The sequence below is a fragment of the Aureimonas glaciei genome, from assembly GCF_014643375.1.
Classification (GTDB): domain Bacteria; phylum Pseudomonadota; class Alphaproteobacteria; order Rhizobiales; family Rhizobiaceae; genus Plantimonas; species Plantimonas glaciei.
The window spans coordinates 270,221-294,130 of the sequence record NZ_BMJJ01000001.1; the positions used below are offsets into that span (position 1 = coordinate 270,221).

Genomic DNA, 23,910 nt, shown 5'->3' on the forward strand with positions numbered 1-23,910 from the left:
CTCAGCGGTGCAACTGCCCAATCGGGTCAGAATTATCCCCTCTGGCCGCGTGACGGATGGTCCCCCGTCTCGGCATGGGTCTTCGGGTCAAGCCCGAAGATGACTAACTTTCGGAGGGAGCATCCCGCTTCAAACCGGCAGGCACCGGCACCAGAGCAGTCGTGAGCCGCTCCAAGAGTGAAGCTTCTCTGATTCAAGGTTCGAAGCCGTGCGGGAATGAGACCCGCCACTGGCGCCGCGCGATACTCGCAATCCCCCCGTCGAGGCCGAGACCCTAAGCTTCCTCGCCGAACTTGTCGGCGACGAGGCGGGCGATGGCGTCGAGGGCCTCCGGGGCCTGCGGGCCCGTGGCGGAGACCTCGATGGTCGAGCCGAGGCCGGCGGCCAGCATCATCAGACCCATGATCGACTGTCCGCCGACGCTGAGGCCGTCGCGGCTGACGGTCAGCTCGGCGTCGAAGGTCTCGGCGAGTTGGACGAACTTGGCCGAGGCGCGCGCATGCAGGCCCCGCTTGTTGACGATCGGAAGATGCCGCAGCAGCGGCTCGCGAGCCTGATCGCCTTCCATCCCCGATCCTTTCGGCACGCCGCTGTCCATCGTCACTTTCCGCTGAGAATCCGGCTGGCGACGTTGATGTATTTGCGGCCGGCCTCCTGGGCGCACACCAGGGCATCGGTGATGTTGCGGTCCTGCCGGACGCTGGCGAGCTTGATCAGCATCGGCAGGTTCATGCCGGCGAGGACGTCGACATTGCTGCCGTCCATGACCGAGATGGCGAGATTGGACGGCGTTCCGCCGAACATGTCGGTGACGATGATCACCCCTTCGCCCCGGTCGGCCAAAGCGACGGCCTCGACGATGTCGTTGCGGCGCTGCTCCATGTCGTCCTCGGGGCCGATCGAGATCGTCTCGAAGGCATCCTGCGGACCGACGACGTGTTCGACGGCCAGGCGGAACTCCCGCGCCAGCTGTCCATGGGTGACGAGCACAAGGCCGATCATGCGCGCCCGGCTCCGATGCCTGGCAGAAATCCCGGGGGAGAGGCGTGCTGCCGGCAAAGGCGGATCGGCGAACCGGCGTGCAGGATCAGTCTCGGGCGCATCGCGCCATCGCTGAAGGAGTAAACGTCAATCGATGAGCTCCGGTCTCTTTTCGACGGCTTTATGCGCAAGGCGCCGACGCTTCCCAGCGCCGGAATCTCACGCTGGGGATCGGCCGAGGGCGATCCCAGTCGACAGGCTCCGAGATCATGCACCAGGATAAGGCTGTCCGGCAATGCTGCACGGCAAACTCGGTAAAGACCGGGCCGGACTGTGGCCGAAATACGGCGACCGATCCAGGCTTGGCGAGGGCATTCGCGACGGGGGATCAGGCCTCCAGCAGCCCGAAATCCGCCGCGCCGCCGCGCGCCAGGCTGACCAGGACATCGGCCGAGAACGCCGCCTGCCGTGCCGGCAGGACGATCAGCCGCAGGTCGGTGCCGGCAATGGCGGTCCTCAGCACGCCGGGAAGGCGATGAAGCGTCTCGGGTTCGCAGAGGTCGACGACGAGTTGGAGCGCGATCCGGTCAATCGAGGCCTCGTGCAGGATGCCGACGCCGGAGATTTCGATCAGGCCGCGGATCGGGGCGGGGGCGACGGCCTCGACCTGGCCTTCGCGTATCTCGATGAAGACCTGGTCGTCGGCGACCAGCGCGGCGGACAGGCCCAGCATCTCGGCGCGGCGCAGGGCCGAGAGCGCCAGCGCCGACTTGCCGCTGCGCGACGGGCCGCGGATGAGGATGCCGATGCCGCCGAGCGCGATGACGGTGCCATGGAGGTTGACGGGGCTCATTCGCCGGGCAGCCGGACCGTGAAGCGGGCGCCGCGGACGATGCCGGGTTCGCGCGCGTCAAAAATGTTCTCGGCCTCGAGCGTGCCGCCATGCGCCTCGACGATCTGCCGCGAGATCGACAGGCCGAGACCGGAATTCTGGCCAAAAGCTTCTGCCGAGGGGCGGTCGGTGTAGAAGCGCTCGAAGATGCGCTCGATCTTTTCGGCCTGGATGCCGGGGCCGTTGTCCTCGACGCCGACGACGATCTGCTTCGCCTCGCGCCGGAGCGTCACGACGATGCGACCGCCCTCCATCGCGACGAAGGACCGGGCATTGTCGATGAGATTGGTGAAGACCTGGCTGAGCCGCAGGTCATGCCCGGCGACGACGTAGCTGCGGCCGGCCGGCAGCGGCTCGACCTTCAGCATGATCACCGTGTCCCAGCCCTCCTTGCGGTGGGCCCGGGCGCCGTCAACGACCGAGCCGATCAGGGCGGCGAGGTCGACGCGGCCGGTGCCCTCGCGCGCCAGTTCCGCGTCGAGCCGTGAGGCGTCGGAAATGTCGGTGATCAGCCGGTCGAGGCGGCGGACATCGTGCTCGATCACGGCCAGGAGGCGCTGCTTGGAGTTTTCGTTGCGCGCGAGCGGCAGGGTCTCGACGGCCGAGCGCAGCGAGGTGAGGGGGTTCTTCAGCTCGTGGCTGACATCGGCGGCAAAACTCTCGATCGCGTCCATGCGCTTGTAGAGCGCGTTGGTCATCTCCCGGAGCGCCGTGGCGAGATTGCCGACTTCGTCGGCGCGGTCGCCGAAATCGGGAATCTCCTCGCGCCACTTCACCCCGCGCTTCACCCGGATGGCGGCGGCCGAGAGCCGGCGCAAAGGCGTCGCAATGGTCGAGGCGAGGAGGATCGACAGCACCACCGTGACGATGGCGGCGACGGCGAAGACGCGCACGATCGCCATCCGCTCCGCTTGGACGATCTTGTCGATGTCGCCGCCCTGCGTCGACAGGAGGAGGACGCCCAGAACCGCGCGAAAGCGCTGGATCGGCACGGCGACGGAGACAATCAGCTCGCCCTTGTCGGTGACGCGCACGACGGCGGCCGGCCCGCCGGTCAGGGCATTCATCACTTCCGGGTAGATCGTGCCCGAGCCGCCGGGGCTTTCGGCATAGAGCGGCAGGTCGGCGCGCTGGAACAGCCATTGCGCCCAGGCGGTGATGCGGTCGACGATCTCCGGCTCGTCGTCGGTGATCGGCGGCAGGTCGTAGCGCAGGATCTGGCCGCGCGAGTAGAGATGGCGCGAGTCGAGAATGAGGTTGGCGTCGCGGTCGTAGAGCCGCGCGCGCGTGCGCGTCGGCGAGATCAGGCGGCGCAGAAGCGGCGCGACGCGCTCCGGATTGATCGGAAAGTCGAGGCTGTCGGCCGAATCGAGGCCCGGCTGCAGTGTCTGCCCGGCCTGCAGCTCCAGCAGTTTTTCCGGATCGAGCGTGATCGAGTTGGTTTCGACCGTCGCCGAGGAGGCGATGGCGCTGGCGATGATCTCGCCCTGCGTCAACAGGCTCTCCACCCGCGCATCGGTGAGGCCGGCGCGGAACTGGTTGAGATACAAGATGCCTGAGACCTGGACGATCAGCGCCACCAGGTTGAGGAAGACGATGCGACGGGTGAGGGAGGAGAAGATCGAATGGCCGAGCACCCAGCGCGCGCGATGCAGCGCCCGCCGCACCAGCGGCAGGCGGCGCAGCCGCGAGCGCGTCGCCGCCTCGCGTCGCCTCCGGCGCGCGGCCGCGGCGTCCGTCCCGGTGTCGCCTTCGGCGTTCGCCACCATTCTTCGGTCCATGCAGGTCAGTGCGAAGCCGGCGCCCTGGCGCCGGCGGCTTGGCGGAACGGCGATCCCGTCCCCGGCGGTCAGATCTCGCGGAAGCGGTAACCGACGCCGTAGAGGGTCTCGATCATGTCGAAGTCGTCGTCAATGGCCTTGAACTTCTTGCGCAGGCGCTTGATGTGGCTGTCGATGGTGCGGTCGTCGACATAGACCTGCTCGTCATAGGCGGCGTCCATCAGGGCGTCGCGGCTCTTCACCACGCCGGGTCGCTGCGCCAGCGAATGCAGGATCAGGAACTCGGTGACGGTGAGCGTCACCGGCTGCTCCATCCAGGTGCAGGTGTGTCGCTCCTGGTCCATGACCAGCTGGCCGCGTTCGAGCGAGGACTCCGGCGTCGGGCCGGTCTTGGCCGCATCGCGGGCCGCGCCGCGCCGCAGGATCGCCCGGACGCGCTCCACCAGGAGACGCTGCGAGAAGGGTTTGCGGATATAGTCGTCGGCGCCCATCTTCAGGCCGAACAGCTCGTCGATCTCCTCGTCCTTCGACGTCAGGAAGATCACCGGCAGGTCGGACTTCTGCCGCAGACGGCGCAGGAGTTCCATCCCGTCCATGCGGGGCATCTTGATGTCGAAAATCGCCAGATGCGGGGGGCGGGACTGCAGGCCCTCGAGGGCCGAGGCCCCGTCGGTGTAGGTTTCGACCCGATAGCCCTCGTTCTCCAGCGCGATCGACACCGACGTCAGGATGTTCCTGTCGTCGTCCACCAGCGCGATAGTCGGCATCGTGTCATACTCCTCGTCGGTTGGCCGGCGGCGCCAAAGGCCGCCCTGGCGCGGGATAGGCGCCCTTTGCGGGCGCGTATCCGTCGATACGCCTTTGTCAACGCCGCGCTACAAAGCAGCGCGCACGCTGTGCTGTTGTCGCAACATCAATCAGCATTAAATGTGGCGAAACCCGGCAAAAGCCAGGGCAAGCACCCAGGCGCGCCGAATTAGCGCGCCGCCGCACCTCTGAAGGGTGCGGCGTGCGGCTCGAGGGGCGCCTCTGTCAGGGAGAGATCAGAGCTTGACGGTCTGGTGACGCGTCGTATCCGGCCGGTCCTTGTCGCCGAGATAGGCGCGGGCAAATTCCCAGGCCTGCTCGATCTTGCTCGCCTTGACGTTCCAGAGCTCGGCATCGTGGGGATCGACGACGAGCACCACGACGTTCGGATCGTCCTTGCCCTCCGGCAGCCAGGCTTCCGCCTCGCTGTCCCAGATCTTCGCCACCAGGGCGCGGTCGCCGGAGATCCGGGCATGCCCGGAGACCGAGACGTACTTGCCGTGCTTGGAGAAGGTGAGCGCGACTTCGCTGTCGGCCTCGATCTCGTCCACCTTGTGCGACTCGGCCTCGGTCAGGAACAGGATCTCCCGGCGCTCCTCCGAGACCCGCGGCGCCATCGGCCGGGCCCGCAAGCGGCCGCCCTTGCGGGTCACCACCATGCAGGTGTCGAAATCCTCGACCAGCTTCCAGAATTCGTCGGTCTTGTTCTCGGTCATGTCGCATCCTTTCGTCCATCGGCGGCGTCGGCCGCAGCCGTATACCGGGACAGGAATGAGCGAGCGGCCAAAAGGTGCCGTGATCAGCCCGACCCTGGCACTGTCTGTCGGCGTCTCGATCGACTGCCCAAGCCGGGCAAGGCGCCGAAAATCAAACCGATTAGATTGGCCGTGAATTCTTTTAATCGATTAATACACTGATTAAGCTAACGGATTCTTGGTTTTTGCTTGATGGTCATGCCGCGTCGCAGTATTGGGTTGGCCGGTCGGCGCTGCGCCCGACGCAGCGACGGGAGAATGGGCGGGATGGACGAGATCGGGTTGCGCAATCGCACCAGGGGCATCGAGACGACCGGACTGGCGGATCTCGGATCGCTGCGCTGGAATCTCAACGCGGTCGATCTGGTCGAAACCGCCATCCGTCGCGGCGAAGGCCGCTTCACCGCCCACGGCGCTCTGGTGGTGACGACGGGACAGCACACCGGCCGTTCGGCCAAGGACAAGTTCGTCGTCCGCGACGAGAACACCGATCCGGTGATCTGGTGGGACAACAACCGGGCAATGACGCCAGAAGCCTTCGAGCGTCTCTACGACGACTTCAAGGCGCATGCCGCGGGCCGCGACCTGTTCGTCCAGGATCTCGTCGGCGGCGCCGATCCCGAGAATGCCATCGCCACCCGCGTCGTCACCGAATATGCCTGGCACGCCCTGTTCATCCGCCATCTCCTGATCCGGCCCGACCGGCAGGCGCTGATCGACTTCGATCCGGAACTGACGATCATCGACCTGCCGTCGTTCCGCGCCGATCCCGAGCGCCACGAGTGCCGCTCGGAGACCGTCATCGCCTGCGACCTCTCGCGCAAGATCGTCCTGATCGGCGGCACCTCCTATGGCGGCGAGATGAAGAAGTCGGTGTTTACCGTCCTCAACCATCTCCTGCCGGAAAAGCACGTGATGCCGATGCACTGCTCGGCCAATGTCGGCCCGGACGGCGACGCGGCGGTGTTCTTCGGCCTGTCGGGCACCGGCAAGACGACGCTGTCGGCCGATCCCAAGCGCACCCTCGTCGGCGACGACGAGCACGGCTGGGGCAAGGACGGCATCTTCAACTTCGAGGGCGGCTGCTACGCCAAGACGATCAAGCTCTCGGCCGAGGCGGAGCCGGAAATCTTCGCCACGACGAAGATGTTCTCGACCGTTCTGGAAAACGTCGTGCTCGACTCGGACCGCGTGCCGGACTTCGACGACAAGTCGCTGACCGAGAACACCCGCGCCGCCTATCCCCTGCACTTCATTCCGAACGCCAGTGCCAGCGGCCGCGCCGGGCATCCCAAGAACATCATCATGCTGACGGCCGATGCCTTCGGCGTGCTGCCGCCGATCGCCAAGCTCACCCCGGCCGAGGCCATGTACCACTTCCTCTCCGGCTACACCGCCAAGGTGGCGGGCACGGAAAAGGGCGTGACCGAGCCGGAAGCGACCTTCTCGACGTGCTTCGGCGCGCCCTTCATGCCGCGCCACCCCTCCGTCTACGGCAATCTCCTGCGCGACCTCATCGCCGAGCACGATGTCGACTGCTGGCTGGTCAACACCGGCTGGACCGGCGGCGCCTACGGCACGGGCAGCCGCATGCCGATCAAGGCGACGCGCGCGCTGCTGTCGGCGGCTCTCGACGGCTCGTTGAAGGATGCCGAATTCCGCACCGATCCGTCCTTCGGCTTCCAGGTGCCCGTGGCGGTGGAGGGCGTCGATCCGGCCATCCTCGATCCGCGCTCGACCTGGGCCGACGCCGAGGCCTATGACCGCCAGGCCGCGCGCCTGGTGGAGATGTTCCGGGCGAACTTCGGCAAGTTCGAGGAGCATGTCGACGCCGAGGTGATGGAAGCCTCGCCGATCTCCGCCATCGCGGCGCAATAGCGCCGCACGCCTGCTCTGGGAGGAGCTCGGCCCGCGACCGCTGCCCGAAAAGGGCGCGTCGCGGGCCGTTTCGTTTCCGGAACCTTCGCGGTGACCCTCTCCGGCATCGGGCGGCATTGTCTTCGCCGGCCGGGAGGGGCACATGGTCGGGCGCCGGCAAGCCCGGGCGCGGAACGGAGGCTGAGGCGATGAGCGAGGAGGACGAGGGACTGCGGATCAATGCCCGCCTTCTGATCCCGCGCGGCGATTTCGAGGAAAGCTTCATCCGCTCCAGCGGGCCGGGCGGCCAGAACGTCAACAAGGTCTCGACCGCCGTGCAGCTGCGCTTCGATGCGCGGGGCTCGCGGGTGCTCGCCGACGATGTCGCGGTGCGGCTGATGCGGCTGGCCGGCAGCCGCACCACCAAGGCCGGCGAGATCCTGATCGAGGCCTCGCGCTTCCGCACCCAGGAGCGCAACCGCGAGGACGCGCGCGAGCGGCTCGCCGAGCTGATCCGCGCCGCTTTGGTCCCGCCGCCGCCGCCGCGCAAGAAGACGCGGCCGTCGAAAGGCTCGGTCGAGCGCCGCCTGACGACCAAGCGGGTCAGGGCCGACGTCAAGAAGGGGCGCGGCCGCGTCGACGACTGACGCCGCCGCCGCGTCGTGCGTTCGCCCCGGCTATGCCTTCTGCCGCCCTTGTGCTTCACTTGGCGCCTCTGCCGCGGCTCCCGCTGTGGCCAGTGGCGCGGTGAGGGTCTTGCTCTGTTCGTCGGGCGGCGTCCCCCTCTCCCGTCCGTCGCTTCGCGACGTCCACCCTCTCCCCACAGGGGCGAGGAATGGCGTCCCTCCTCGCAGCGCTACAGATCTCGCGCCATTCTTCTCCCCTCGGGGAGAAGGTGGCCCGAAGGGCCGGAAGAGGGGAGCGCCGTGGGTAAGGTTCCTGCTCACCGGACACTGCCGCCGGCAGCCCGCTGATCCCCGACGCAGGTTCGCGTCGAACTGCTCTCGGGGAAGCACTCGGCGGCCGCTTCTGCATAGCCGGGCATCAAGTATCTGTGACCGAAGGAAATGCAGCTATCGGCATCCCGCTCCGTATCTTCGGTACCTTTCGATTCTGAAAGGCATCCCTTTTTCACCAAAAGGAACGCCCAATGATCAAGTCCACCATCCGTTCGCTGGCCATCGCCTCGATCCTCGCCGCCGGCACGCTCGGCGCCGCGGCTCAGACCGTCACCGTCGGCGGCGCGCCGATGTATGCCGACAAGACCATCGCCGAGAACGCCCCGAACGCGTCGAACCTGACGACGCTCGTCGCCGCCGTGAAGGCCGCCGGCCTCGTCGAGACGCTCGGCACCGCCGGCCCGTTCACCGTCTTCGCCCCCGACAACGACGCCTTCGCCAAGCTCCCGTCCGGCACGGTCGACGAGCTGGTGAAGCCGGAGAACAAGGAGAAGCTGACCAAGATCCTGACCTACCACGTGGTCCCGGCCAAGGCGACGTCGGAAGCCGCCATGCAGATGGTCAAGGATGACGGCGGCAAGCACATGGTCAAGACCGTCGAAGGCGAGGAGGTGACGCTGGCCATGGACGGCGACAAGCTGACCGTCACCGATGCGAGCGGCAATGTCGCGACCGTGACGCAGGCTGACGTCATGCAGTCGAACGGCGTCGTGCACGTCATCGACACGGTTCTGATGCCGAAGATGTAACATCCAAGGGGCAGCGGCCGAACTCAGGGAGGTCGGCCGCTGCCGCCCTCTGCCCCGCGCAAGTTTTCGTGCTTTCGGCCGTGCTGCGGCCGGTGGGTCTGGTAGGCACGGCCGGGATGTCTAAATCATGCTTCGAGCGTCATCACCGGAGATCACCCATGCAGCGCAGACAATTTCTCCTCACCGGTGGCCTGATGACGGCTTCGGCCCTCGGCGCCGGGCTCTTCCTCAGCCCCGCAGCCCGCAGCGCCGACGGCAAGTTTCCCGTGACGAAGACCGACGACGAGTGGCGCAAGCTGCTCACGCCCGACCAGTTCGCCGTCCTCCGCCAGGAGTCGACGGAGAGGCCGTTTTCGAGCCAACTCAACGACAACAAGCAGTCCGGGCTCTACCACTGCGTCGGTTGCGACACGGCGCTCTATTCCTCGGCGACGAAGTTCGATTCCGGCACGGGATGGCCGAGCTTCTATGCCGCCCTGCCCGGCGCCACGGCGAACACCACGGACTACAAGCTGATCTATCCCCGTGTCGAAGAGCATTGCGCGACCTGCGGCGGCCATCTCGGTCACGTCTTCGACGACGGTCCGCCGCCGACCGGCAAGCGCCACTGCATCAACGGCGTGGTGCTCACCTTCAAGCCCGGCGCGGTCGCGTCCTGATCGCCTGAACGCGCGGCCCTCGACGGCCGCGCCATGCGCCGCGATCGGTTTGCGCCTTGGCGCTCGGCGATCGTGTCCGCTTGTCCTGTAATTCTTCATTGCATTGGAGCGGATCGGCAGCTGCGATCCCAAGCACACGTCGACAGGCGAGAGCGCGCGTCCTTCCGCCAAGCTCCGCGGCATGCTGCCATGCGTGCCGTCCCCGACAGCGCGACGGCTTGCTCGCGCCGCCAGCGCCCCTGCGACCAGGCCCCGATCCGGCATCACGCTTTGTTAACGCAAGAGGCGGAGCATCGAGCATGCACCGCCCCGTTTTGTCGAAGAGGAGCCTCGTCGCAAACTTGAAACTGCGCACCGGCGGCGCCATATGCAGGACCACAGAGGAGGATGCCGATACCACCGGGTCCTCCATAAAAGTCGCTTTAAACAAGGACTTGCCGAATGAGCCGGATGACGCCGTTTTCCAGTCCTCTGCTGCTTGGCTTCGACAGCGTCGAGCGGACGCTGGAGAGGATCGGCAAGGGAGGCGAGGGTTATCCGCCCTACAATATCGAGCGGATCCGCGACGAATCCGCCGAGGCGGCAGGCGGGGCGACCCTCCTGCGCATTACCCTGGCCGTGGCCGGTTTCAGCCCCGGCGAGCTTGAAGTCACGACCGAAGAGAACCAGTTGACCATCCGCGGCCGCCAGGCCGACGACAAGGATCGCGACTACCTGCATCGCGGCATCGCGGCGCGGCAGTTCCAGAAGAGCTTTCTATTCGCCGATGGCATGCAGATCGTCGGCGCCAAGCTCGGCAACGGCCTTTTGATGATCGATCTGGCGCGACCGGAACCGGAGCGCGTGGTCAAGCGCATCGAGATTGTCGTTGCCGAATGACCGCCGGCGGACACCCGTGTCCAATGTCCACGATGCCTTACTCAGGAGACAGATCATGACCGACACATTGCGCCCTGTCGTCGCCACGAGCGAACTGGCCGCCATCGGCGAGGGACACGTCGCCTATCTCCGCCGGATGTCGTCGGACGATATCCGCGCCAAGTTCCCGGCAGCGAAGGAAATCCAGCCCGGCATCGACCTCTGGGCTCTGTTTGCCGCCGATGGCACGCCGCTGGCCGTCTCCGACGATCGCGGCAGCATCCTGGCCAGCGCCTCGCAGAACGCCCTCACCACCGTCAGCATCCACTGAGGCCTGTGGCCTCAGGGGCGGCGAAGGCCGCTCAGGTGCCGGCGGCCTTGGCCTCGGTCATGACGGCATAGAGGGTGTCGGCGTCGCGCGCCGCCCGCAGGCGGGTGACCGTCTCGCCATTGCGCAGCATGCGGGCGATCTTCGACAGCGCCTTCAAATGATCGGCGCCGGCATCCTCCGGCGCCAGCAGCAGGAAGACCAGATCCACCGGCTGATCGTCGAGGGCGTCGAACTCGACCGGATGGTAGAGCCGGCCGAAGACGCCGACGAGGCCCGTCAGGTTCTCGATCTTGCCGTGCGGGATGGCGATGCCGTTGCCGACGCCGGTGGATCCGAGCCGCTCGCGCTGCATCACCTTGTCGAAGATCTCGCGCTCCGAAAGACCGGTGCGCTGGGCCGCCCTCTCCGCCAGTTCTTGCAGGACCTGCTTCTTGGAACTCGCCTTCATGGCGGGCAGGATCGACTCCAGGTCGATCAGGCTGCCGAGATCCGCGGGGCTGTTCTTGAGGGTCTGGCTGGAAGTCATAAATGCCGAAATCCGTGTCCGGGCCGGCCTGCCGATGATTGGCCGGAAGAGGCGGGCGGCGAGTTCTTCGCGGGGCAGAAGGAGGACGCGCCGTCAGGTTGCGGCCTGCCCCCCCTCCACATGAGTCAGCTTTCCGGCTTGAAGGACGAAGGATCGACCCAGCCGAAATTGCCGTCGGCGCGGCGGTAGACGATGTTCACCTCGCCATTGCCGGCATTGCGGAAGACGATCACCGGGCTGTCGCGCCGGTCGAGCTCCATCACGGCATGGGCGACGGACATCACCCCCACCTTTAGCGAGGTCTCGGCGATGATGGCCGGCGCATAGTCCTCCGGCATTTCGTCGAGCTCGTCCGACTCGGGCGAGGGCGCGGCCATCACCGTGTAGGCGACGTCGCGCTGCTGGCCGTTGCCGTTGGCGTAGTGGTCCTTCAGGCGCCGCTTGTAGCGCCGCAGCCGCTTGTCGATCCGTTCGGCGGCGTCTGAGAAGGAGGCCTCCGGGTCGTGTGCGGTCCCGGCGGCCTGGAAGATGACGCCCGTATCCAGATGCAGCGTGCAATCGGTTTCGAACCGCGGTCCCTCCTTGGAGACGACCACGGTGCCACTGAAGTTACCGTCGTAGTATTTTCCGACCGACTGACCGAGGCGATCCTCGATCCGCGTGCGGAAGGCCTCGCCGACATCCATGTGCCTGCCCGATACCCGAACACCCATCTGACTAAAGCTCCCTCGGACGATCGATCCGCACGATTTCTGCGAATCTGTCCTCTGCTTGATACACCCACCGGCAAGTCTTGGCCGAAAAATCGCAGCATCGTTCGTCGTACGATGTTTCCGGCTGGTCGACATGAACCGCTGGCCGTCGGGTGTGGCCTTCTAAAAACGAACGATGCCTCTGTCAACGCGAAGCCCCCGCCTGCGTATCCACCGGCCGGGCCATTGAAGGGTGCTTCGGCGCGCCGCGGGCCCTCGGCGAGCCCCGAAGTCCCGGCGCCGGCGGGGTTCGGCGGCCGGCCGGTTCAGCAGGCGAGCTGGCGCGCTTTCATTTCGCGCCGCCGCTGGATCGAGGAGCGGATGCCCAGGCCCTCGCGGTATTTCGCCACGGTGCGGCGGGCGAGGTCGACGCCCTCGCGCTTCAGCCTTTCGGCGATGTCGTCGTCGGACAGGACGCAGCCCGCGCTCTCGCCGTCGACCATGGAGCGGATCCGGTGTTTGACGGTCTCGGCCGAATGCGCCTCGCCGCCGCCCGTGGCGGGGATCGCCACGGTGAAGAAGAATTTCAGCTCGAACGTGCCGCGCGGCGTGGCGATGTATTTGTTGGCGGTCACCCGGCTGATCGTCGATTCGTGCATGCCGACGGCTTCCGCCACCGTCATCAGCGTCAGCGGCCGCAAGGCGGTGATGCCCTCGCACAGGAAACCGTCCTGGTGCTTCACGATCTCGGTGGCGACCTTGAGGATCGTCCGGGCCCGCTGGTCGAGCGAGCGCACCAGCCAGTTCGCCGAGGCGTGGCAGTCGGAGATGAAGGCCTGTTCCTGCTTGTCGAGCCGCCCCGTGGCGATGCGGCGGACATAGTCCGATTCCACCAGGACCCGCGGCAGGGCCGCGGGATTGAGCTCGATGCGCCAGCCGCCGTCGACGGCGGCCTCGACGATGACGTCCGGCACCACCACGTCGGCCACGGCCGAGCCGTAGTCCTGGCCGGGCTTGGGATCGAGCCGGCGGATTTCCGCCAGCATGTCCATCAGGCCGCTCTCGTCCTCGCCGGTGAGGCGCCTCAGCGCCTGAAAATCGCGGCGGGCGAGAAGGTCGAGATTGTCGAGGACGATCTGCATGACCGGGTCGAGACGGTTGCGGCGGCGCAGCTGAATGGCGAGGCAGTCGGCAAGGTCCTGTGCGAACAGGCCGGCCGGCTCGGCCTCGTTCTTCAGCCGGTCGAGGATGGAAGTGGCGCGCCGGGCGTCGATGCCGAGCTCCGCCGCGGCGGCCGCGATGTCGAGCCGGAGATAGCCGCCCTCGTCGAGCTGCTCGGCGAGGATCTCCGCGATCCGGCGGTCGGCCGGATCGACGATCGCCTGGCGGATCTCGCTGAGCGCGTGGGCAAACAGCGAGGGCTTTGTATCGGCGAGGGCCTCGATGAAGGATTCGCCCTCCTGGCCGCCGATCCCCGAAGAGGGGAGTTGCGACGGCAGCGGGCGCCCCTCCTCCGGCGTGGCTCGCGCCGCGGGCGGATCGAAGCCGTCGTCGAAGCCGGCGATCTCGGCCCGCTCGCCGGCCTGGTCGAGAGCGGCGTCGTCGAGGTCCGGCACGAGCGCCGGCGCCTGGTGCTCGGCGCGGGGATCGTCCGGGCGGGTCTCGGCGACGGAGAGGAGCGGATTCTTCTCCATCTCGCCTTCGATGAAGGTCTGCAGTTCGAGATGCGAGAACTGCAGCAGCCGGATCGACTGAAGAAGCTGCGGCGTCATCACCAGCGACTGGCTCTGGCGCATCTGGAGCTTGGCGGAAAGCATGATGGCGGACGCCCTACGAACCGATCCCCGGAAAGGATGGCCGGCTAATACACGGCCGGCGACAGCGCATCAAAGCTGGTCCGTAACTTGCTTGTCAATGCGCCCGGTCTCGCTCTGCCCATTTTGTTGGCAGTTCCAAACCGTCGTTTCAGAAGGTGAACTGGTCGCCGAGATAGAAGCGCCGGACGTCGACATGGTCGACGATTTCCTGCGGATTGCCGTGCGTCAGAACGGTGCCGGCATGCATGATGTAGGCGCGGTCGATGAGCCCGAGCGTCTCGCGGACGTTGTGGTCGGTGATCAGGACACCGATGCCGCGCTGGGTCAGGTGGCGCACCAGGCCCTGGATGTCGGCCACCGCGATGGGATCGATGCCGGCGAAGGGTTCGTCGAGCAGCATGAAGGTCGGCCGCGAGGCCAGCGCCCGCGCGATCTCGCAGCGCCGCCGCTCGCCGCCCGACAGCGCCGTGGCCGGCGATTTGCGCAGGTGCTCGATGTGGAATTCCTCAAGCAGCGCGGTCAGCTGGTCCTCGCGCGCGCGCTTGTCCTTCTCCACCACTTCGAGCACGGCCCGGATGTTCTGCTCGACCGTGAGGCCGCGAAAGATCGAGGCCTCCTGCGGCAGATAGCCGATGCCCAGGCGCGCCCGCCGGTACATCGGGATCTGCGTGATGTCGTGGCCGTCGAGTTCGATGCGACCGCTGTCGACCGGCACGAGCCCGGTGATCATGTAGAAGCAGGTGGTCTTGCCGGCGCCGTTCGGCCCGAGCAGGCCGACCGCCTCGCCGCGCCGGACATGCACGTCGACGCCGTCGACCACCCGTCGGCCGCGATAGGCCTTGGTGATGCCGCGGGCGACCAGGGTCCCGGCCGTCGAGGCGGTGGGGTCCACCGCCCCGGAGGCCAGCCCGGCAGGCAAGGTCAGCGACGCGTCGCCGGTGCCGTAGTCGAAGGTCGTCTCGGTCATGCTCATCCGTCTCTGATCCATGGGGCGGCCGCCCGGCGCCGGGCCTGCGGTCCGGCCGGCCGGCCGGGCAGCGGCGCGCTGCCGACGGCCGGTATGCTTACTGCTGGGGCTGATCGCTCTGCGGTGCCATGAGCATCTTGACGCGTCCGCCGCTGAACTGGGCGACGCCGGTATCCATGTGGATGGTGAGGCTCGGACCGCGGGCGATGTTCTCGCCCTGGGTCAGGACGACGTTGCCATCCAGCACGGCGATCTGCGTCTTCATGTCGAAATTGGCGGTCTCGGCCGTGGCGACCTGATCCTCGGACTTGATGTAGACCTTGCCGCTCGCCTCCAGCCGGTCGATCTGGTTGTTGCCGCCCGGCATGGCGCCCGCGGCCGGCTTCGGGGCCGCCGCACCGTCGGCCGCCGCCTTGATATAGTACACGACGAGCTTGCCCGACTTCATCAGCGTCGGACCCTGGGCGACGGAGACATTGCCGGTGAAGGTCGCGACGGCCTTGGAATCGTCGACGTCGAGCTGGTCGGATTCAATCGCGATCGGCTGGTCGCCGCCGACCTTCAGGCCGGTGAAGGTTCCCGGCGCCTGGGCAGACGCGGGCGGCGCGACCGCGCAGAGCAGCGTCGCGACGAGGAGGCAGGGGGCGAAGCCGAAGGACTGGCGTGCATTCATGGGCTCGGTTGCTTTCCGGTAGGGCTGGTGGCGGGCATGTCGCCCGGGCTGGGCAGGAGGGTCATCTTCACCGGGCCGCCGAAGCCCAGGACCTTGCCGCCTTCCTTGACGTCGAGACTGCCGGCTTCGATGGTCTGGTTCGGCGTGTTGATGGTGACGGGGCCGGCGCCGATCATGCTGCCATTGGCCATATCGATCCGCGCGTCGCTGAGCCGGATCGACATGCCGCTGCTGGTGTCGACCCTGACGTCGTCGTAGAGGCGCAATTGCTGGCTCTTTTGTTCGTAGTGACCGCGGGCGGCGAGCACGTCGGCAGTGGCGCTGTCGGAAATGGTGATGTTCGCCTTGACGTCCTCCAGTTCGATCCCGCTGCCATCGAGCGCCTGGATGGCACGCTGCGCCACCATCGAATAGGGGCGCTGGTTCTTGTCATAGCCCGACATGCGCGGGTCTTCCATGACGATGCGTCCGTCCTGCAGGCCGGCCGCCGAGACCGAGACATTGTCCGGCAGGGCCCGGGCGAGCCACGTCACCGCGATGCCGCCGACGACGATGAGAGCCGCCATGGCCGGCAAGCCGATCTTCAAAAGGGCGACCAGCCGGGAGTGTCGGCGCGCGCGGGCGAACTCCTTGTCGGAGCGTCGGTTGTCGGTCAGGCTGGCGAGAGCCCCCGCACGCACCGCCCGATCCATGTGTCCTGTCGTCTCGGTCAAACGCTGGTCCTGATCTGGTTGGCCTGATGCTGCACGACGTCGATGGTCTGGGGCAGGCGCCGGTGGACGGGACGACACCGGACCCGGCGGAGCGGACCCCGCCGATCGGGCGAAGCCGTCAGCCGCTTGCGGGCTTCTTGTTTCACCCGCCTAATATGGAGAAATTTCGCCGCGGGAAAAGGTGGCCTTCCCCGCGGGCGATGCCGCGCTTGGCAAGACCCGGTCGAGAGTCTATCCGTCCGGTGGTTAGCAAATCATGACGGTGGATCCGAAATGGCCAATGCGCAGGACCTGATCGACCGTCGACGCCTGCGCCGGAAGCTCGGCTTCTGGCGTGGCGCCGCCCTCTTCCTCGTCGGGCTCGCCGTGGTCGGGGTCTCCCTGGCGCTGTGGTCGGCCGATGGGCGGGGATCGGCCCGCGACAGCATCGCCATGGTCCGGGTCGAGGGCCTCATCACCGAGGACGACAAGCTTCTCGACCTCCTCGCCGACCTCAAGGACGACGCGTCGGTCAAGGCGGTGATCCTGCAGATCGACAGTCCCGGCGGCACCACGGTCGGTGGCGAAACGCTCTATAATGCCGCAAGGTCGATCGCCGAGGTGAAGCCGCTGGCCGCCGGTGTCGGCACGCTCGCCGCTTCCGCCGGCTACATGATCGCCGTCGCCGCCGATCACATCGTCGCGCACGAAACCTCGATCGTCGGCTCGATCGGCGTCCTTTTCCAGTATGTCGATGCCTCGGTCCTGCTCGACACGGTCGGCGTCAAGGTCGACGCGATCAAGTCCTCGCCGCTGAAGGCCGAGCCTTCGCCCTTCAGCCCGGCGCCCGAGGCGGCCAAGGACATGATCCGCCGGCTGGTGATGGACACCTATGACTGGTTCGTCACGCTGGTCGATGCGCGCCGTCCCTTCGATGGCGCCGAGGCGCGGCGGCTGGCCGACGGCTCGGTGTTCAGCGGCCGGCAGGCGCTCGCCAACCGCCTGATCGACGGGCTCGGCGGCGAGCCCGAGATCCGCCGCTGGCTCGAGGAAGAGCGCCAGCTGACGCCTGGCCTGCCGATCGTCGAGCGCAAGCCGGACGAGGAGGAGGGGCTGGGCTGGTCGATCTTCGCCAGAGCCCGTTCCTTCGTCTTCGCCAGCCTCGGGCTCGATCCCCGTGCCGAGACGCTCCCCGAGGCGCTGCTGCGCGGCAGCGGCCACGCCGGCGGCCTGGTGTCGATCTGGGAGCCGCAGCTGGGGGGCAGGGCGCCGTGAGCGTTTCAGCCAATCTCGTTCCCGGAGCGTCGGGATATTGATCTGACGGCCCACCTGCCCTTACACTTCGCCGACCCAAGACCCTAGCCGACCCAAGACCTTGTACGTGAACCCGTCCGCCCCTCAGCCGCGCACGATCCTGTCGTGCCGGGTGGCGGGCCCACCGGCGAATGCGACGATCGCCCAGACCCGAACGGAGCCCACCCGTGATCAAATCCGAACTCGTGCAGATCATCGCGAGCCGCAATCCGCATCTCTACCAGCGCGACGTCGAGACCATCGTCAACGCGATCTTCGACGAGATCACCGATGCGCTGTGCGAGAGCAACCGCGTCGAGTTGCGCGGCTTCGGCGCCTTTTCGGTGAAGAATCGTCCGCCGCGCGCCGGCCGCAACCCGCGCACCGGCGAATCGGTCGAGGTCGAGGAGAAGTGGGTGCCCTTCTTCAAGGCTGGCAAGGAGCTGCGCGAGCGCCTGAACGAGCCCAGCTGACGCCACGCGCTTGCCGCCGCGCGACGCGATGGCGCCCGGCGGGCGACGTTTCGGACCGTGTCCGGGGCTGACAGTCGAGGGCGAAGGCGGGCGGACCGAAAGGCGCGGCGCGCCGCAATCGCCCGCTGGCGCGATTGACCCGGGGCCCGGCGCCGCCATATCGAAGACGTGACGCACGTTGAACGCGCCCGGGTCATCCGGGCAAAGCCAGTCAAGGGCCCGACGATGATCTCCAGAATCCTGTCCTTCGTGATCCTCGTGCCGCTGGCCATCCTGCTCGTGGTGTTCTGCGTCGCCAACCGGGCGCCGGTCACCGTCTCGCTGGATCCCTTCGGCACCATGCCGCAGTTCACCTACTCCCTGCCGCTGTTCATCGTCATGATGGGGGCGATCATTACCGGCGTGATCCTCGGCGGCCTCGGCACCTGGCTGACGCAGTCGCACTACCGCCGCAAGGCCTGGAAGCGCCGCAACGAAGTCGAGCGGCTGCGCCGCGAGGCCGAGGAGGCCAAGGCCAGCCTGCGCCTGCTGCGCGAGGAAAAGACGGCGACGCCGCCCTCGACCGCTCTCGCGGCGCCGCGCGCGGCTTAATCCAGCCACGCCAAAGCGGCTTCTTCTCCCTCCGGGGAGAAGGTCGCGGCAGCGGGATGAGGGGGAGCGCGGCGTCCTGGCGGCCTGCCGCCACCCCCTCTCCGGCCTGCCGGCCACCTCTCCCCGGAGGGGCGAGGAAGGCGCGTTGCCGTTGCGCCCGCTTCCTTGCCGGCGGTTCAGACGGCTTCCGTCGTCCCCGTTGCGCCTGTGGCTTCGCCGCCGGAAAGATGCGCCGCGAAATTGTCGAAGAACTGGCCGGCGAGTTTCTTGGTCGAGGATTCGATCAGACGGCCGCCGAGCTGGGCGATCTTGCCGCCGACCTGCGCGTCGACGGTGTAGGTCAGGATCGTCTCCGCGCCTTCCTCGGCCAGATGCACGTCGGCGCCGCCCTTGGCAAAGCCCGCAATGCCGCCCTTGCCCTCGCCGACGATCGAATAGCTTTCCGGCGCGTTGACGTTTTCGAGCCGGACCTCGCCGTTGAACTTCGCCTTGACCGGGCCGACCTTGGCGACGACGGTCGCGGCCATGGCGTTGTCGCCGGTCATTTCGAGGCTCTCGCAGCCGGGGATGCAGGCCTTGAGAACGGCGGGGTCGTTGAGCGCTTCCCAGACCTTCTGCCGGGGGGCCGGCAGCCGGTATTCGCCTTTGAGATCCATGTCTGTCCTCCCGATGTCGCGGCCACCCGGACGCTTCCGGTGTGTCCGACGTCACCTTCAGGATTTTCGGGGTTTTGCCAAGCGCAAACCAAACCGATACAGGAGCGGGCATGACAGACACGATCGGCCAGGAGCCACCCCGTTGAGCGGACCGCGCCGCCCCCGCAAGGATTCCTTGCCCCGCCCCGCTTCGGCTTCGGGCGAGACGCCGCGTCCCGCCGCCGAAGCGGCCGCGCCCGCCGCAGGCCCGCGCCCGGCCCCACCGAAGCGCCCGGGCGCCCGGCCGGCCGAGCGCCTGCCGGTGATCCTGACGGTCGAGCCGGACGCCGACTACGCCCTCCTCGATTCGGGCGCCGGCGAAAAGCTCGAGCGCTACGGTCCCCTGACCGTGCGCCGCCCGGAGAACCAGGCGATCTGGGGCAAGCGCCTCGCCGATCCCGCCTGGGAGGCGGCCGACGCGATCTTCACCGGCGACACCGACGAGGAGGGCCTCGGCCGCTGGCGCTTTCCGAAAGTGCCGCTCGGTGAGACCTGGCCGCTGGAGCACAAGGGCCTGTCCTATCTCGGCCGCTTCACCTCCTATCGCCATACCGGCGTCTTTCCCGAGCAGGCTGGCCATTGGGCCTTCGTCACCGACGCCATCGCGGCGGCGAAACGACCGGTGAAGGTGCTGAATCTCTTCGGCTACACCGGCCTCGCCTCGCTGCTCGCCGCCCGGGCCGGCGCCGAGGTGACGCATGTCGACGCTTCGAAGAAGGCGATCCTCTGGGCGCGGGAGAACCAGGAACTCGCCGGCCTTACCGAGGCGCCGATCCGCTGGATCTGCGAGGATGCGGTGCGCTATGCCGAGCGCGAGGTGAAGCGCGGCAGCCGCTACGACATCGTGCTCTTGGATCCGCCGCGTTTCGGCCGCGGCCCGAAGGGCGAGGTCTGGCAGCTGCTCGACGATCTGCCCTATCTCCTCGACCTCTGCCGCAGCCTAATGTCGGACAAGCCGCTGGCGCTGATCCTCACCGCCTATTCCATCCGCTCCTCCTTCTATTCGCTGCAGGCGCTGATGACCGAGACGCTGCGCGGCATGGGCGGCACGGTGGAATCGGGCGAACTGATCATCCGCGAGGCCGGCGAGGACGCCCGATGCCTCTCGACCTCGCTCTTCTCGCGCTGGATTCCCTGACATGGCCGACGATTTCGACGACAAGAATGCCCGTCCCGCCAGGCGCCCGGATCTGTCCGCCCCCGGCCGGGTCAAGGACCTCTCCAGCGTCTCCAACCCGATCATCAAGGACATCCGCGCGCTCGGCCTGAAGAAGCACCGCGAAGAGACGGGCCTCTTCATCGCCGAGGGGCTGAAGCTCGTCATCGACGCGCTCGACGCCGGCTGGGCGATCGAGACGCTGGTAGTGGCGAAGTCACAGCTGCACAACCCGCTTTTGACCCAGACCGCCGCCCGCACCGTCGCGCTCGGCGCCGACGTCGTCGAGGCCTCGGAAAAGGTGCTCGGCGTCATCACGCGGCGCGACAATCCGCAGAGCGCCATCGGCGTCTTCCGCCAGAAGACCACGTCGCTCGACAAGCTCGACCTCGGCAAGGACGGCGTCGTCGTCGTCCTCGACCGCGTCCGCGATCCCGGCAATCTCGGCACCATCCTGCGCACCGCCGACGCCGTCGGCGCGAAGGGCGTCGTGCTCGTCGGCGACTGCGTCGATCCGTTTTCGCTGGAGACGGTGCGCGCCACCATGGGCTCGATCTTCGCCGTGCCGATCGTGCGCGCCAGCGAGGGGCAGCTGCTCGGCTGGCGCACGAAATTCCGCGGCCTCGTCGCCGGCACGCACATGTCGGGCACGACCGACTACCGCGCGCCCGACTATGCGGGCAAGCCGACGCTCCTGATGATGGGCAACGAGCAGGCCGGCCTGTCGGAGCCGCTGGCCAAGGCCTGCGACGTCCTCCTGCGCATTCCCCAGGCCGGCCGTGCCGACAGCCTGAACCTCGCCATCGCCACCGGCGTTATGCTGTTCGAGGTCCGGCGCAAGGCGCTCGTCCTGTGACCCGAGGGGCCGCCGCCCTGGTGATCCTCCTCACCGTCGTCGCCGACCAGGCGATCAAGGCCGTGGTCGTGGCGACCATGGCGCTGGGCGGCTCGGTCGAGCTCCTGCCGTTCCTGGCGCTCTACCATGCCCGCAACGACGGCATCGCCTTCTCGATGTTCGCCGGCTTCGGCGATCTCGGCCTGGCCTTGATGGCCGTCGTCGTCCTCGGCTTCGTCTTCTGGCTCTGGTGGAAGACGCCGGCCGACCGGCGGTTGACGCATGTCGCCTTCGCCATCATCGTCGGCGGGGCGATCGGCAATCTGATCGACCGCGTCCGCCTCGGCTACGTCGTCGACTATGTCCTCTTCCACACGCCCGTCTGGTCGTTTGCCGTGTTCAACCTCGCCGATGCCTGCATTTCCGTCGGCGCCGTGGCGATCGTCGTCGACGAGTTCCTGCTCGGCCGGCGCGAGGAGAAGGGTGCCAAGGCCGACGGGGCCAAGGCGCCCGACGAGACCATGCCCGGAAAGCCCGGGCCGGGGACGGACTGAGCGTCGGCGATGGTCGGCGCCGGACAGCGAGGGGAGAATCCAGCGATGAGCGAGACCTTCAGGGCGATCCTGATTTCCCGCGATGCCGACAAGCGGCAGAGCGTCGAGACCGTCACGATGACGCCCGGCGACCTCATGGACGGCGACGTCGACATCGCGGTCGAGGCGACGACGGTGAACTACAAGGACGGCCTGGCGATCACCGGTAAGGCCCCTGTCGTGCGCCGCTGGCCGATGATCCCCGGCGTCGACCTCGCCGGCACGGTAATTTCCTCGACCCATGCCGACTGGCGTGCCGGCGACAAGGTGGTGCTGAACGGCTGGGGCGTCGGCGAGGTCCATTACGGCGCCTATGCCGGAAGGGCGCGCGTCAGCGGCGACTGGCTGGTGCCGCTGCCGGAGGTCTTCTCGGCCGGGGAAGCGATGGCCATCGGCACCGCCGGCTATACCGCGATGATGAGCGTGATGGCGATCGAGGCGGCAGGCGTGACGCCGGCCGACGGGCCGGTGATCGTCACGGGCGCGGCCGGCGGCGTCGGCTCGGTCGCGGTGGCGCTCCTCGCCAAGCTCGGCTGGCACGTCGTCGCCTCGACCGGACGGGCGGAAGAGGCGAGCTATCTGAAGGATCTCGGCGCCGCCGAGGTGATCGACCGGGCCGAGCTCTCGGCGCCGGGCAAGCCGCTCGGCAAGGAGCGCTGGGCCGCTGGAATCGACGCCGTCGGCAGCCATACGCTGGCCAACGTCCTCGCCCAGACGCGCTATCACGGCGCTGTCGCCTGCTGTGGCCTCGCCCAGGGCATGGACCTGCCGGCCTCGGTCGCGCCCTTCATCCTGCGCGGCGTTTCACTCGTCGGCATCGATTCGGTGATGGCGCCGAAACCGCGTCGCCTCGCCGCCTGGTGCCGCCTCGCCGAGGACCTCGACCGCGAGCGGCTGGCCGCGCTGACCACCGAAATCGGCTTCGACGACATCGTCGCGGCGGCGCACCGAATCGTCGACGGCAAGGTGCGCGGCCGGCTCGTCGTCACCATGTAGAGGACGGCGCTGCGGCGCGCGACGGGTGGCCGGGCCGGCCGCGCGTCACGAAAGCGTCGCGCAAACCTTATAATTCCGGTAGCATGACGGCGTGTCGCATGCGTCGGGCGCGAGGAGGGTTCATGAACCTATCGAGGATGGCCGAATTGGCGCCGGCACCAGTCGGCCGCGCCCCCAGTCCCTTCGGCGCCGTGGTCAAGGCCTTCGTTCCCGCGCCCGTCCGGCGCATGAAGGGTCGCTTCGACGTCAACGGCCGCGTGCTCGGCCGTCTCGGCCCGCTCGAAGTGCGCCTGGCGCGTTCGCGCGACGAGGTGAAGGCGGCCCAGCAGCTGCGCTACCGCGTGTTCTACGAGGAAATGTCGGCGCAGCCGTCGCGGCTGCAGAAGCTGACGCGGCGCGACAAGGACGGCTTCGACCGCTATTGCGACCATCTCCTGGTGATCGACGGCGCGAGAGGCGGCTCGCTCGCCAACCAGATCGTCGGCACCTATCGCCTGATGCGGCAGGAGGGCGCCGAGATGGCCGGCAGCTTCTATACCGCCCAGGAATTCGAGATCGGCCCGCTTCTGGCCCGGCACCCCGGCAAGCGCTTCCTCGAGCTCGGCCGCTCCTGCGTGCTTAAGGAATATCGCGGCAAGCGCAGCGTCGAACTGCTCTGGCAGGGGATCTGGGCCTATGTCCAGCAGCACCGCATCGACGTTTTGTTCGGCTGCGCCTCGCTCGCCGGGACAGATCTCAAGGCCTTGGAACTGCCGCTCGCCTTCCTCAAGACCCATGCCGCCGCGCCGGCCGAATGGCAGGTCCGCGCGCAGCCGCGCAAGGGGGTTCTGCGCGGCGAGGACGTTGACGGCGAGGCCGACCCGCGCCGCGCTCTGGCGGCGCTGCCGCCCCTCCTGAAGGGCTATCTGAGGATCGGCGGCTATATCGGCGCCGACGCCGTCGTCGACTACCAGTTCGGCACGACGGACGTGCTCGTGGTCGTCCCGGTGAGCAACATCCACCCGCGCTACGTCGAATATTACGGGGCGGATTCGCGCTTCGTCGCCTGAGGGCCGGCGGGGCGGGTCGTCGGGCCGGGCGCGGCAGGCGGAGCGCCCGGTCGTCTCCGGGTCGTTCGGCAGCGCCGCGTGGGCATCTTCGCTGAGGTCCCGGCAGCACCTACAGGTCTTCTGCGAAAAGGCGGCTTCGACCGGCTGCGCCGGCTATGTCGCGTCCTTCCCCGGCCGCCGCGCCCTCTCTGTGGGGCGCACCGCCGAGATCCATGTCGAGGCCTTCCCGGATC

General features: G+C 67.8%; 27 protein-coding genes. 14 read left to right on the forward strand and 13 right to left on the reverse strand.

Annotated features, from left to right (window positions below; all coding sequences use genetic code 11):
- Nucleotides 1–274: 274 nt before the first annotated feature.
- The 6 genes from IEX88_RS01225 to IEX88_RS01250 form a co-directional block, all read right to left on the reverse strand.
- Nucleotides 275–568, reverse strand: a complete 294-nt coding sequence (locus IEX88_RS01225) for an HPr family phosphocarrier protein (RefSeq protein WP_188849269.1) — start codon at nucleotides 566–568, stop codon at nucleotides 275–277.
- 32 nt (nucleotides 569–600) lie between these two features.
- Entirely contained in the window at nucleotides 601–1,002 is a 402-nt protein-coding gene (locus tag IEX88_RS01230) for a PTS sugar transporter subunit IIA (protein WP_188848736.1), read from the reverse strand.
- A gap of 367 nt (nucleotides 1,003–1,369) precedes the next feature.
- Complete coding sequence (locus tag IEX88_RS01235; protein ID WP_188848737.1) at nucleotides 1,370–1,834, reverse strand: HPr kinase/phosphorylase; 465 nt, start codon at nucleotides 1,832–1,834, stop codon at nucleotides 1,370–1,372.
- Nucleotides 1,831–3,642, reverse strand: coding sequence for a sensor histidine kinase (locus IEX88_RS01240; RefSeq protein WP_188848738.1), 1,812 nt, complete (start codon nucleotides 3,640–3,642; stop codon nucleotides 1,831–1,833). The genes IEX88_RS01235 and IEX88_RS01240 overlap by 4 nt, the downstream gene beginning before the upstream one ends.
- An 80-nt stretch (nucleotides 3,643–3,722) precedes the next feature.
- Nucleotides 3,723–4,421: a response regulator transcription factor gene (locus IEX88_RS01245; protein ID WP_188848739.1), complete on the reverse strand. Its 699-nt coding sequence runs from the start codon at nucleotides 4,419–4,421 to the stop codon at nucleotides 3,723–3,725.
- A 276-nt stretch (nucleotides 4,422–4,697) separates the two neighbouring features.
- Complete coding sequence (locus tag IEX88_RS01250; protein WP_188848740.1) at nucleotides 4,698–5,177, reverse strand: pyridoxamine 5'-phosphate oxidase family protein; 480 nt, start codon at nucleotides 5,175–5,177, stop codon at nucleotides 4,698–4,700.
- Nucleotides 5,178–5,483: 306 nt separating this feature from the next.
- On the opposite strand from IEX88_RS01250, the gene IEX88_RS01255 reads away from it, so the two are divergent.
- The 6 genes from IEX88_RS01255 (at nucleotide 5,484) to IEX88_RS01280 (ending at nucleotide 10,629) form a co-directional block, all read left to right on the forward strand.
- Nucleotides 5,484–7,094 carry a phosphoenolpyruvate carboxykinase gene (locus tag IEX88_RS01255; RefSeq protein WP_188848741.1) on the forward strand — a complete coding sequence of 537 codons (1,611 nt, stop codon included), beginning with the start codon at nucleotides 5,484–5,486 and terminating at the stop codon, nucleotides 7,092–7,094.
- A 188-nt stretch (nucleotides 7,095–7,282) separates the two neighbouring features.
- Nucleotides 7,283–7,720 carry an alternative ribosome rescue aminoacyl-tRNA hydrolase ArfB gene (gene arfB / locus IEX88_RS01260; RefSeq protein WP_188848742.1) on the forward strand — a complete coding sequence of 146 codons (438 nt, stop codon included), beginning with the start codon at nucleotides 7,283–7,285 and terminating at the stop codon, nucleotides 7,718–7,720.
- Between the two features lie 503 nt (nucleotides 7,721–8,223).
- Complete coding sequence (locus tag IEX88_RS01265; RefSeq protein ID WP_188848743.1) at nucleotides 8,224–8,781, forward strand: fasciclin domain-containing protein; 558 nt, start codon at nucleotides 8,224–8,226, stop codon at nucleotides 8,779–8,781.
- Between the two features lie 158 nt (nucleotides 8,782–8,939).
- Entirely contained in the window at nucleotides 8,940–9,440 is a 501-nt protein-coding gene (gene msrB, locus IEX88_RS01270) for a peptide-methionine (R)-S-oxide reductase MsrB (protein ID WP_188848744.1), read from the forward strand.
- A 441-nt stretch (nucleotides 9,441–9,881) separates the two neighbouring features.
- Nucleotides 9,882–10,319, forward strand: coding sequence for an Hsp20 family protein (locus tag IEX88_RS01275; protein ID WP_188848745.1), 438 nt, complete (start codon nucleotides 9,882–9,884; stop codon nucleotides 10,317–10,319).
- 55 nt (nucleotides 10,320–10,374) lie between these two features.
- Nucleotides 10,375–10,629, forward strand: coding sequence for a BQ00720 family protein (locus tag IEX88_RS01280; RefSeq protein ID WP_188848746.1), 255 nt, complete (start codon nucleotides 10,375–10,377; stop codon nucleotides 10,627–10,629).
- A 31-nt stretch (nucleotides 10,630–10,660) separates the two neighbouring features.
- Here the strand turns inward: IEX88_RS01280 and ptsN are convergent, their stop codons facing one another.
- The 6 genes from ptsN to lptC form a co-directional block, all read right to left on the reverse strand.
- Complete coding sequence (gene ptsN, locus IEX88_RS01285) at nucleotides 10,661–11,155, reverse strand: PTS IIA-like nitrogen regulatory protein PtsN (RefSeq protein WP_188848747.1); 495 nt, start codon at nucleotides 11,153–11,155, stop codon at nucleotides 10,661–10,663.
- A 125-nt stretch (nucleotides 11,156–11,280) separates the two neighbouring features.
- Nucleotides 11,281–11,868 (reverse strand): ribosome hibernation-promoting factor, HPF/YfiA family, encoded by a 588-nt coding sequence (gene hpf, locus IEX88_RS01290; RefSeq protein WP_188848748.1) that lies wholly within the window; start codon nucleotides 11,866–11,868, stop codon nucleotides 11,281–11,283.
- Nucleotides 11,869–12,173: 305 nt separating this feature from the next.
- Nucleotides 12,174–13,667, reverse strand: a complete 1,494-nt coding sequence (rpoN, locus tag IEX88_RS01295; RefSeq protein WP_188849270.1) for an RNA polymerase factor sigma-54 — start codon at nucleotides 13,665–13,667, stop codon at nucleotides 12,174–12,176.
- A gap of 145 nt (nucleotides 13,668–13,812) precedes the next feature.
- Nucleotides 13,813–14,631 carry an LPS export ABC transporter ATP-binding protein gene (gene lptB / locus IEX88_RS01300; protein ID WP_188848749.1) on the reverse strand — a complete coding sequence of 273 codons (819 nt, stop codon included), beginning with the start codon at nucleotides 14,629–14,631 and terminating at the stop codon, nucleotides 13,813–13,815.
- A gap of 97 nt (nucleotides 14,632–14,728) precedes the next feature.
- Nucleotides 14,729–15,304 (reverse strand): LptA/OstA family protein, encoded by a 576-nt coding sequence (locus tag IEX88_RS01305; RefSeq protein ID WP_188848750.1) that lies wholly within the window; start codon nucleotides 15,302–15,304, stop codon nucleotides 14,729–14,731.
- The gene (gene lptC / locus IEX88_RS01310; RefSeq protein ID WP_188848751.1) at nucleotides 15,301–16,017 is read right to left on the reverse strand and encodes an LPS export ABC transporter periplasmic protein LptC; all 717 of its coding nucleotides are present in this window, start codon (nucleotides 16,015–16,017) and stop codon (nucleotides 15,301–15,303) included. The genes IEX88_RS01305 and lptC overlap by 4 nt, the downstream gene beginning before the upstream one ends.
- 273 nt (nucleotides 16,018–16,290) lie before the next feature.
- Between lptC and sppA the strand changes: the two genes are divergently transcribed.
- The 3 genes from sppA (at nucleotide 16,291) to IEX88_RS01325 (ending at nucleotide 18,353) form a co-directional block, all read left to right on the forward strand.
- Nucleotides 16,291–17,271 (forward strand): signal peptide peptidase SppA, encoded by a 981-nt coding sequence (sppA, locus tag IEX88_RS01315; protein WP_188848752.1) that lies wholly within the window; start codon nucleotides 16,291–16,293, stop codon nucleotides 17,269–17,271.
- 206 nt (nucleotides 17,272–17,477) lie between these two features.
- Nucleotides 17,478–17,762, forward strand: coding sequence for an integration host factor subunit beta (locus IEX88_RS01320; RefSeq protein WP_188848753.1), 285 nt, complete (start codon nucleotides 17,478–17,480; stop codon nucleotides 17,760–17,762).
- Between the two features lie 225 nt (nucleotides 17,763–17,987).
- Nucleotides 17,988–18,353, forward strand: a complete 366-nt coding sequence (locus IEX88_RS01325) for a LapA family protein (RefSeq protein ID WP_188848754.1) — start codon at nucleotides 17,988–17,990, stop codon at nucleotides 18,351–18,353.
- 176 nt (nucleotides 18,354–18,529) lie between these two features.
- Here the strand turns inward: IEX88_RS01325 and IEX88_RS01330 are convergent, their stop codons facing one another.
- Nucleotides 18,530–19,009: an SRPBCC family protein gene (locus IEX88_RS01330; protein ID WP_188848755.1), complete on the reverse strand. Its 480-nt coding sequence runs from the start codon at nucleotides 19,007–19,009 to the stop codon at nucleotides 18,530–18,532.
- A 13-nt stretch (nucleotides 19,010–19,022) separates the two neighbouring features.
- On the opposite strand from IEX88_RS01330, the gene IEX88_RS01335 reads away from it, so the two are divergent.
- The 5 genes from IEX88_RS01335 (at nucleotide 19,023) to olsB (ending at nucleotide 23,677) form a co-directional block, all read left to right on the forward strand.
- On the forward strand, nucleotides 19,023–20,186 hold the full coding sequence (locus IEX88_RS01335) for a class I SAM-dependent methyltransferase (protein ID WP_188849271.1): 1,164 nt from the start codon (nucleotides 19,023–19,025) through the stop codon (nucleotides 20,184–20,186).
- A gap of 1 nt (nucleotide 20,187) precedes the next feature.
- Nucleotides 20,188–21,060, forward strand: coding sequence for a TrmH family RNA methyltransferase (locus IEX88_RS01340; protein ID WP_188848756.1), 873 nt, complete (start codon nucleotides 20,188–20,190; stop codon nucleotides 21,058–21,060).
- Complete coding sequence (gene lspA / locus IEX88_RS01345; protein WP_188848757.1) at nucleotides 21,057–21,593, forward strand: signal peptidase II; 537 nt, start codon at nucleotides 21,057–21,059, stop codon at nucleotides 21,591–21,593. The genes IEX88_RS01340 and lspA overlap by 4 nt, the downstream gene beginning before the upstream one ends.
- Before the next feature lie 45 nt (nucleotides 21,594–21,638).
- Nucleotides 21,639–22,628, forward strand: a complete 990-nt coding sequence (gene acuI, locus IEX88_RS01350; RefSeq protein WP_188848758.1) for an acrylyl-CoA reductase (NADPH) — start codon at nucleotides 21,639–21,641, stop codon at nucleotides 22,626–22,628.
- A gap of 122 nt (nucleotides 22,629–22,750) precedes the next feature.
- Entirely contained in the window at nucleotides 22,751–23,677 is a 927-nt protein-coding gene (gene olsB, locus IEX88_RS01355) for a l-ornithine N(alpha)-acyltransferase (RefSeq protein WP_188848759.1), read from the forward strand.
- Nucleotides 23,678–23,910 lie beyond the last annotated feature (233 nt).

Coding starts and splice junctions, on each gene's coding strand:
- IEX88_RS01250 (WP_188848740.1), bottom strand. CDS start 5,177: ATGACCGAGAACAAGACCGACGAATTCTGGAAGCTGGTCGAGGATTTC.
- IEX88_RS01225 (WP_188849269.1), bottom strand. CDS start 568: ATGGAAGGCGATCAGGCTCGCGAGCCGCTGCTGCGGCATCTTCCGATC.
- IEX88_RS01255 (WP_188848741.1), top strand. CDS start 5,484: ATGGACGAGATCGGGTTGCGCAATCGCACCAGGGGCATCGAGACGACC.
- IEX88_RS01230 (WP_188848736.1), bottom strand. CDS start 1,002: ATGATCGGCCTTGTGCTCGTCACCCATGGACAGCTGGCGCGGGAGTTC.
- IEX88_RS01245 (WP_188848739.1), bottom strand. CDS start 4,421: ATGCCGACTATCGCGCTGGTGGACGACGACAGGAACATCCTGACGTCG.
- lptB (WP_188848749.1), bottom strand. CDS start 14,631: ATGACCGAGACGACCTTCGACTACGGCACCGGCGACGCGTCGCTGACC.
- IEX88_RS01305 (WP_188848750.1), bottom strand. CDS start 15,304: ATGAATGCACGCCAGTCCTTCGGCTTCGCCCCCTGCCTCCTCGTCGCG.
- sppA (WP_188848752.1), top strand. CDS start 16,291: ATGGCCAATGCGCAGGACCTGATCGACCGTCGACGCCTGCGCCGGAAG.
- IEX88_RS01330 (WP_188848755.1), bottom strand. CDS start 19,009: ATGGATCTCAAAGGCGAATACCGGCTGCCGGCCCCCCGGCAGAAGGTC.
- IEX88_RS01235 (WP_188848737.1), bottom strand. CDS start 1,834: ATGAGCCCCGTCAACCTCCATGGCACCGTCATCGCGCTCGGCGGCATC.
- IEX88_RS01335 (WP_188849271.1), top strand. CDS start 19,023: ATGTCGCGGCCACCCGGACGCTTCCGGTGTGTCCGACGTCACCTTCAG.
- IEX88_RS01340 (WP_188848756.1), top strand. CDS start 20,188: ATGGCCGACGATTTCGACGACAAGAATGCCCGTCCCGCCAGGCGCCCG.
- IEX88_RS01280 (WP_188848746.1), top strand. CDS start 10,375: ATGACCGACACATTGCGCCCTGTCGTCGCCACGAGCGAACTGGCCGCC.
- hpf (WP_188848748.1), bottom strand. CDS start 11,868: ATGGGTGTTCGGGTATCGGGCAGGCACATGGATGTCGGCGAGGCCTTC.
- olsB (WP_188848759.1), top strand. CDS start 22,751: ATGAACCTATCGAGGATGGCCGAATTGGCGCCGGCACCAGTCGGCCGC.
- IEX88_RS01240 (WP_188848738.1), bottom strand. CDS start 3,642: ATGGTGGCGAACGCCGAAGGCGACACCGGGACGGACGCCGCGGCCGCG.
- IEX88_RS01275 (WP_188848745.1), top strand. CDS start 9,882: ATGAGCCGGATGACGCCGTTTTCCAGTCCTCTGCTGCTTGGCTTCGAC.
- IEX88_RS01325 (WP_188848754.1), top strand. CDS start 17,988: ATGATCTCCAGAATCCTGTCCTTCGTGATCCTCGTGCCGCTGGCCATC.
- msrB (WP_188848744.1), top strand. CDS start 8,940: ATGCAGCGCAGACAATTTCTCCTCACCGGTGGCCTGATGACGGCTTCG.
- arfB (WP_188848742.1), top strand. CDS start 7,283: ATGAGCGAGGAGGACGAGGGACTGCGGATCAATGCCCGCCTTCTGATC.
- IEX88_RS01265 (WP_188848743.1), top strand. CDS start 8,224: ATGATCAAGTCCACCATCCGTTCGCTGGCCATCGCCTCGATCCTCGCC.
- ptsN (WP_188848747.1), bottom strand. CDS start 11,155: ATGACTTCCAGCCAGACCCTCAAGAACAGCCCCGCGGATCTCGGCAGC.
- acuI (WP_188848758.1), top strand. CDS start 21,639: ATGAGCGAGACCTTCAGGGCGATCCTGATTTCCCGCGATGCCGACAAG.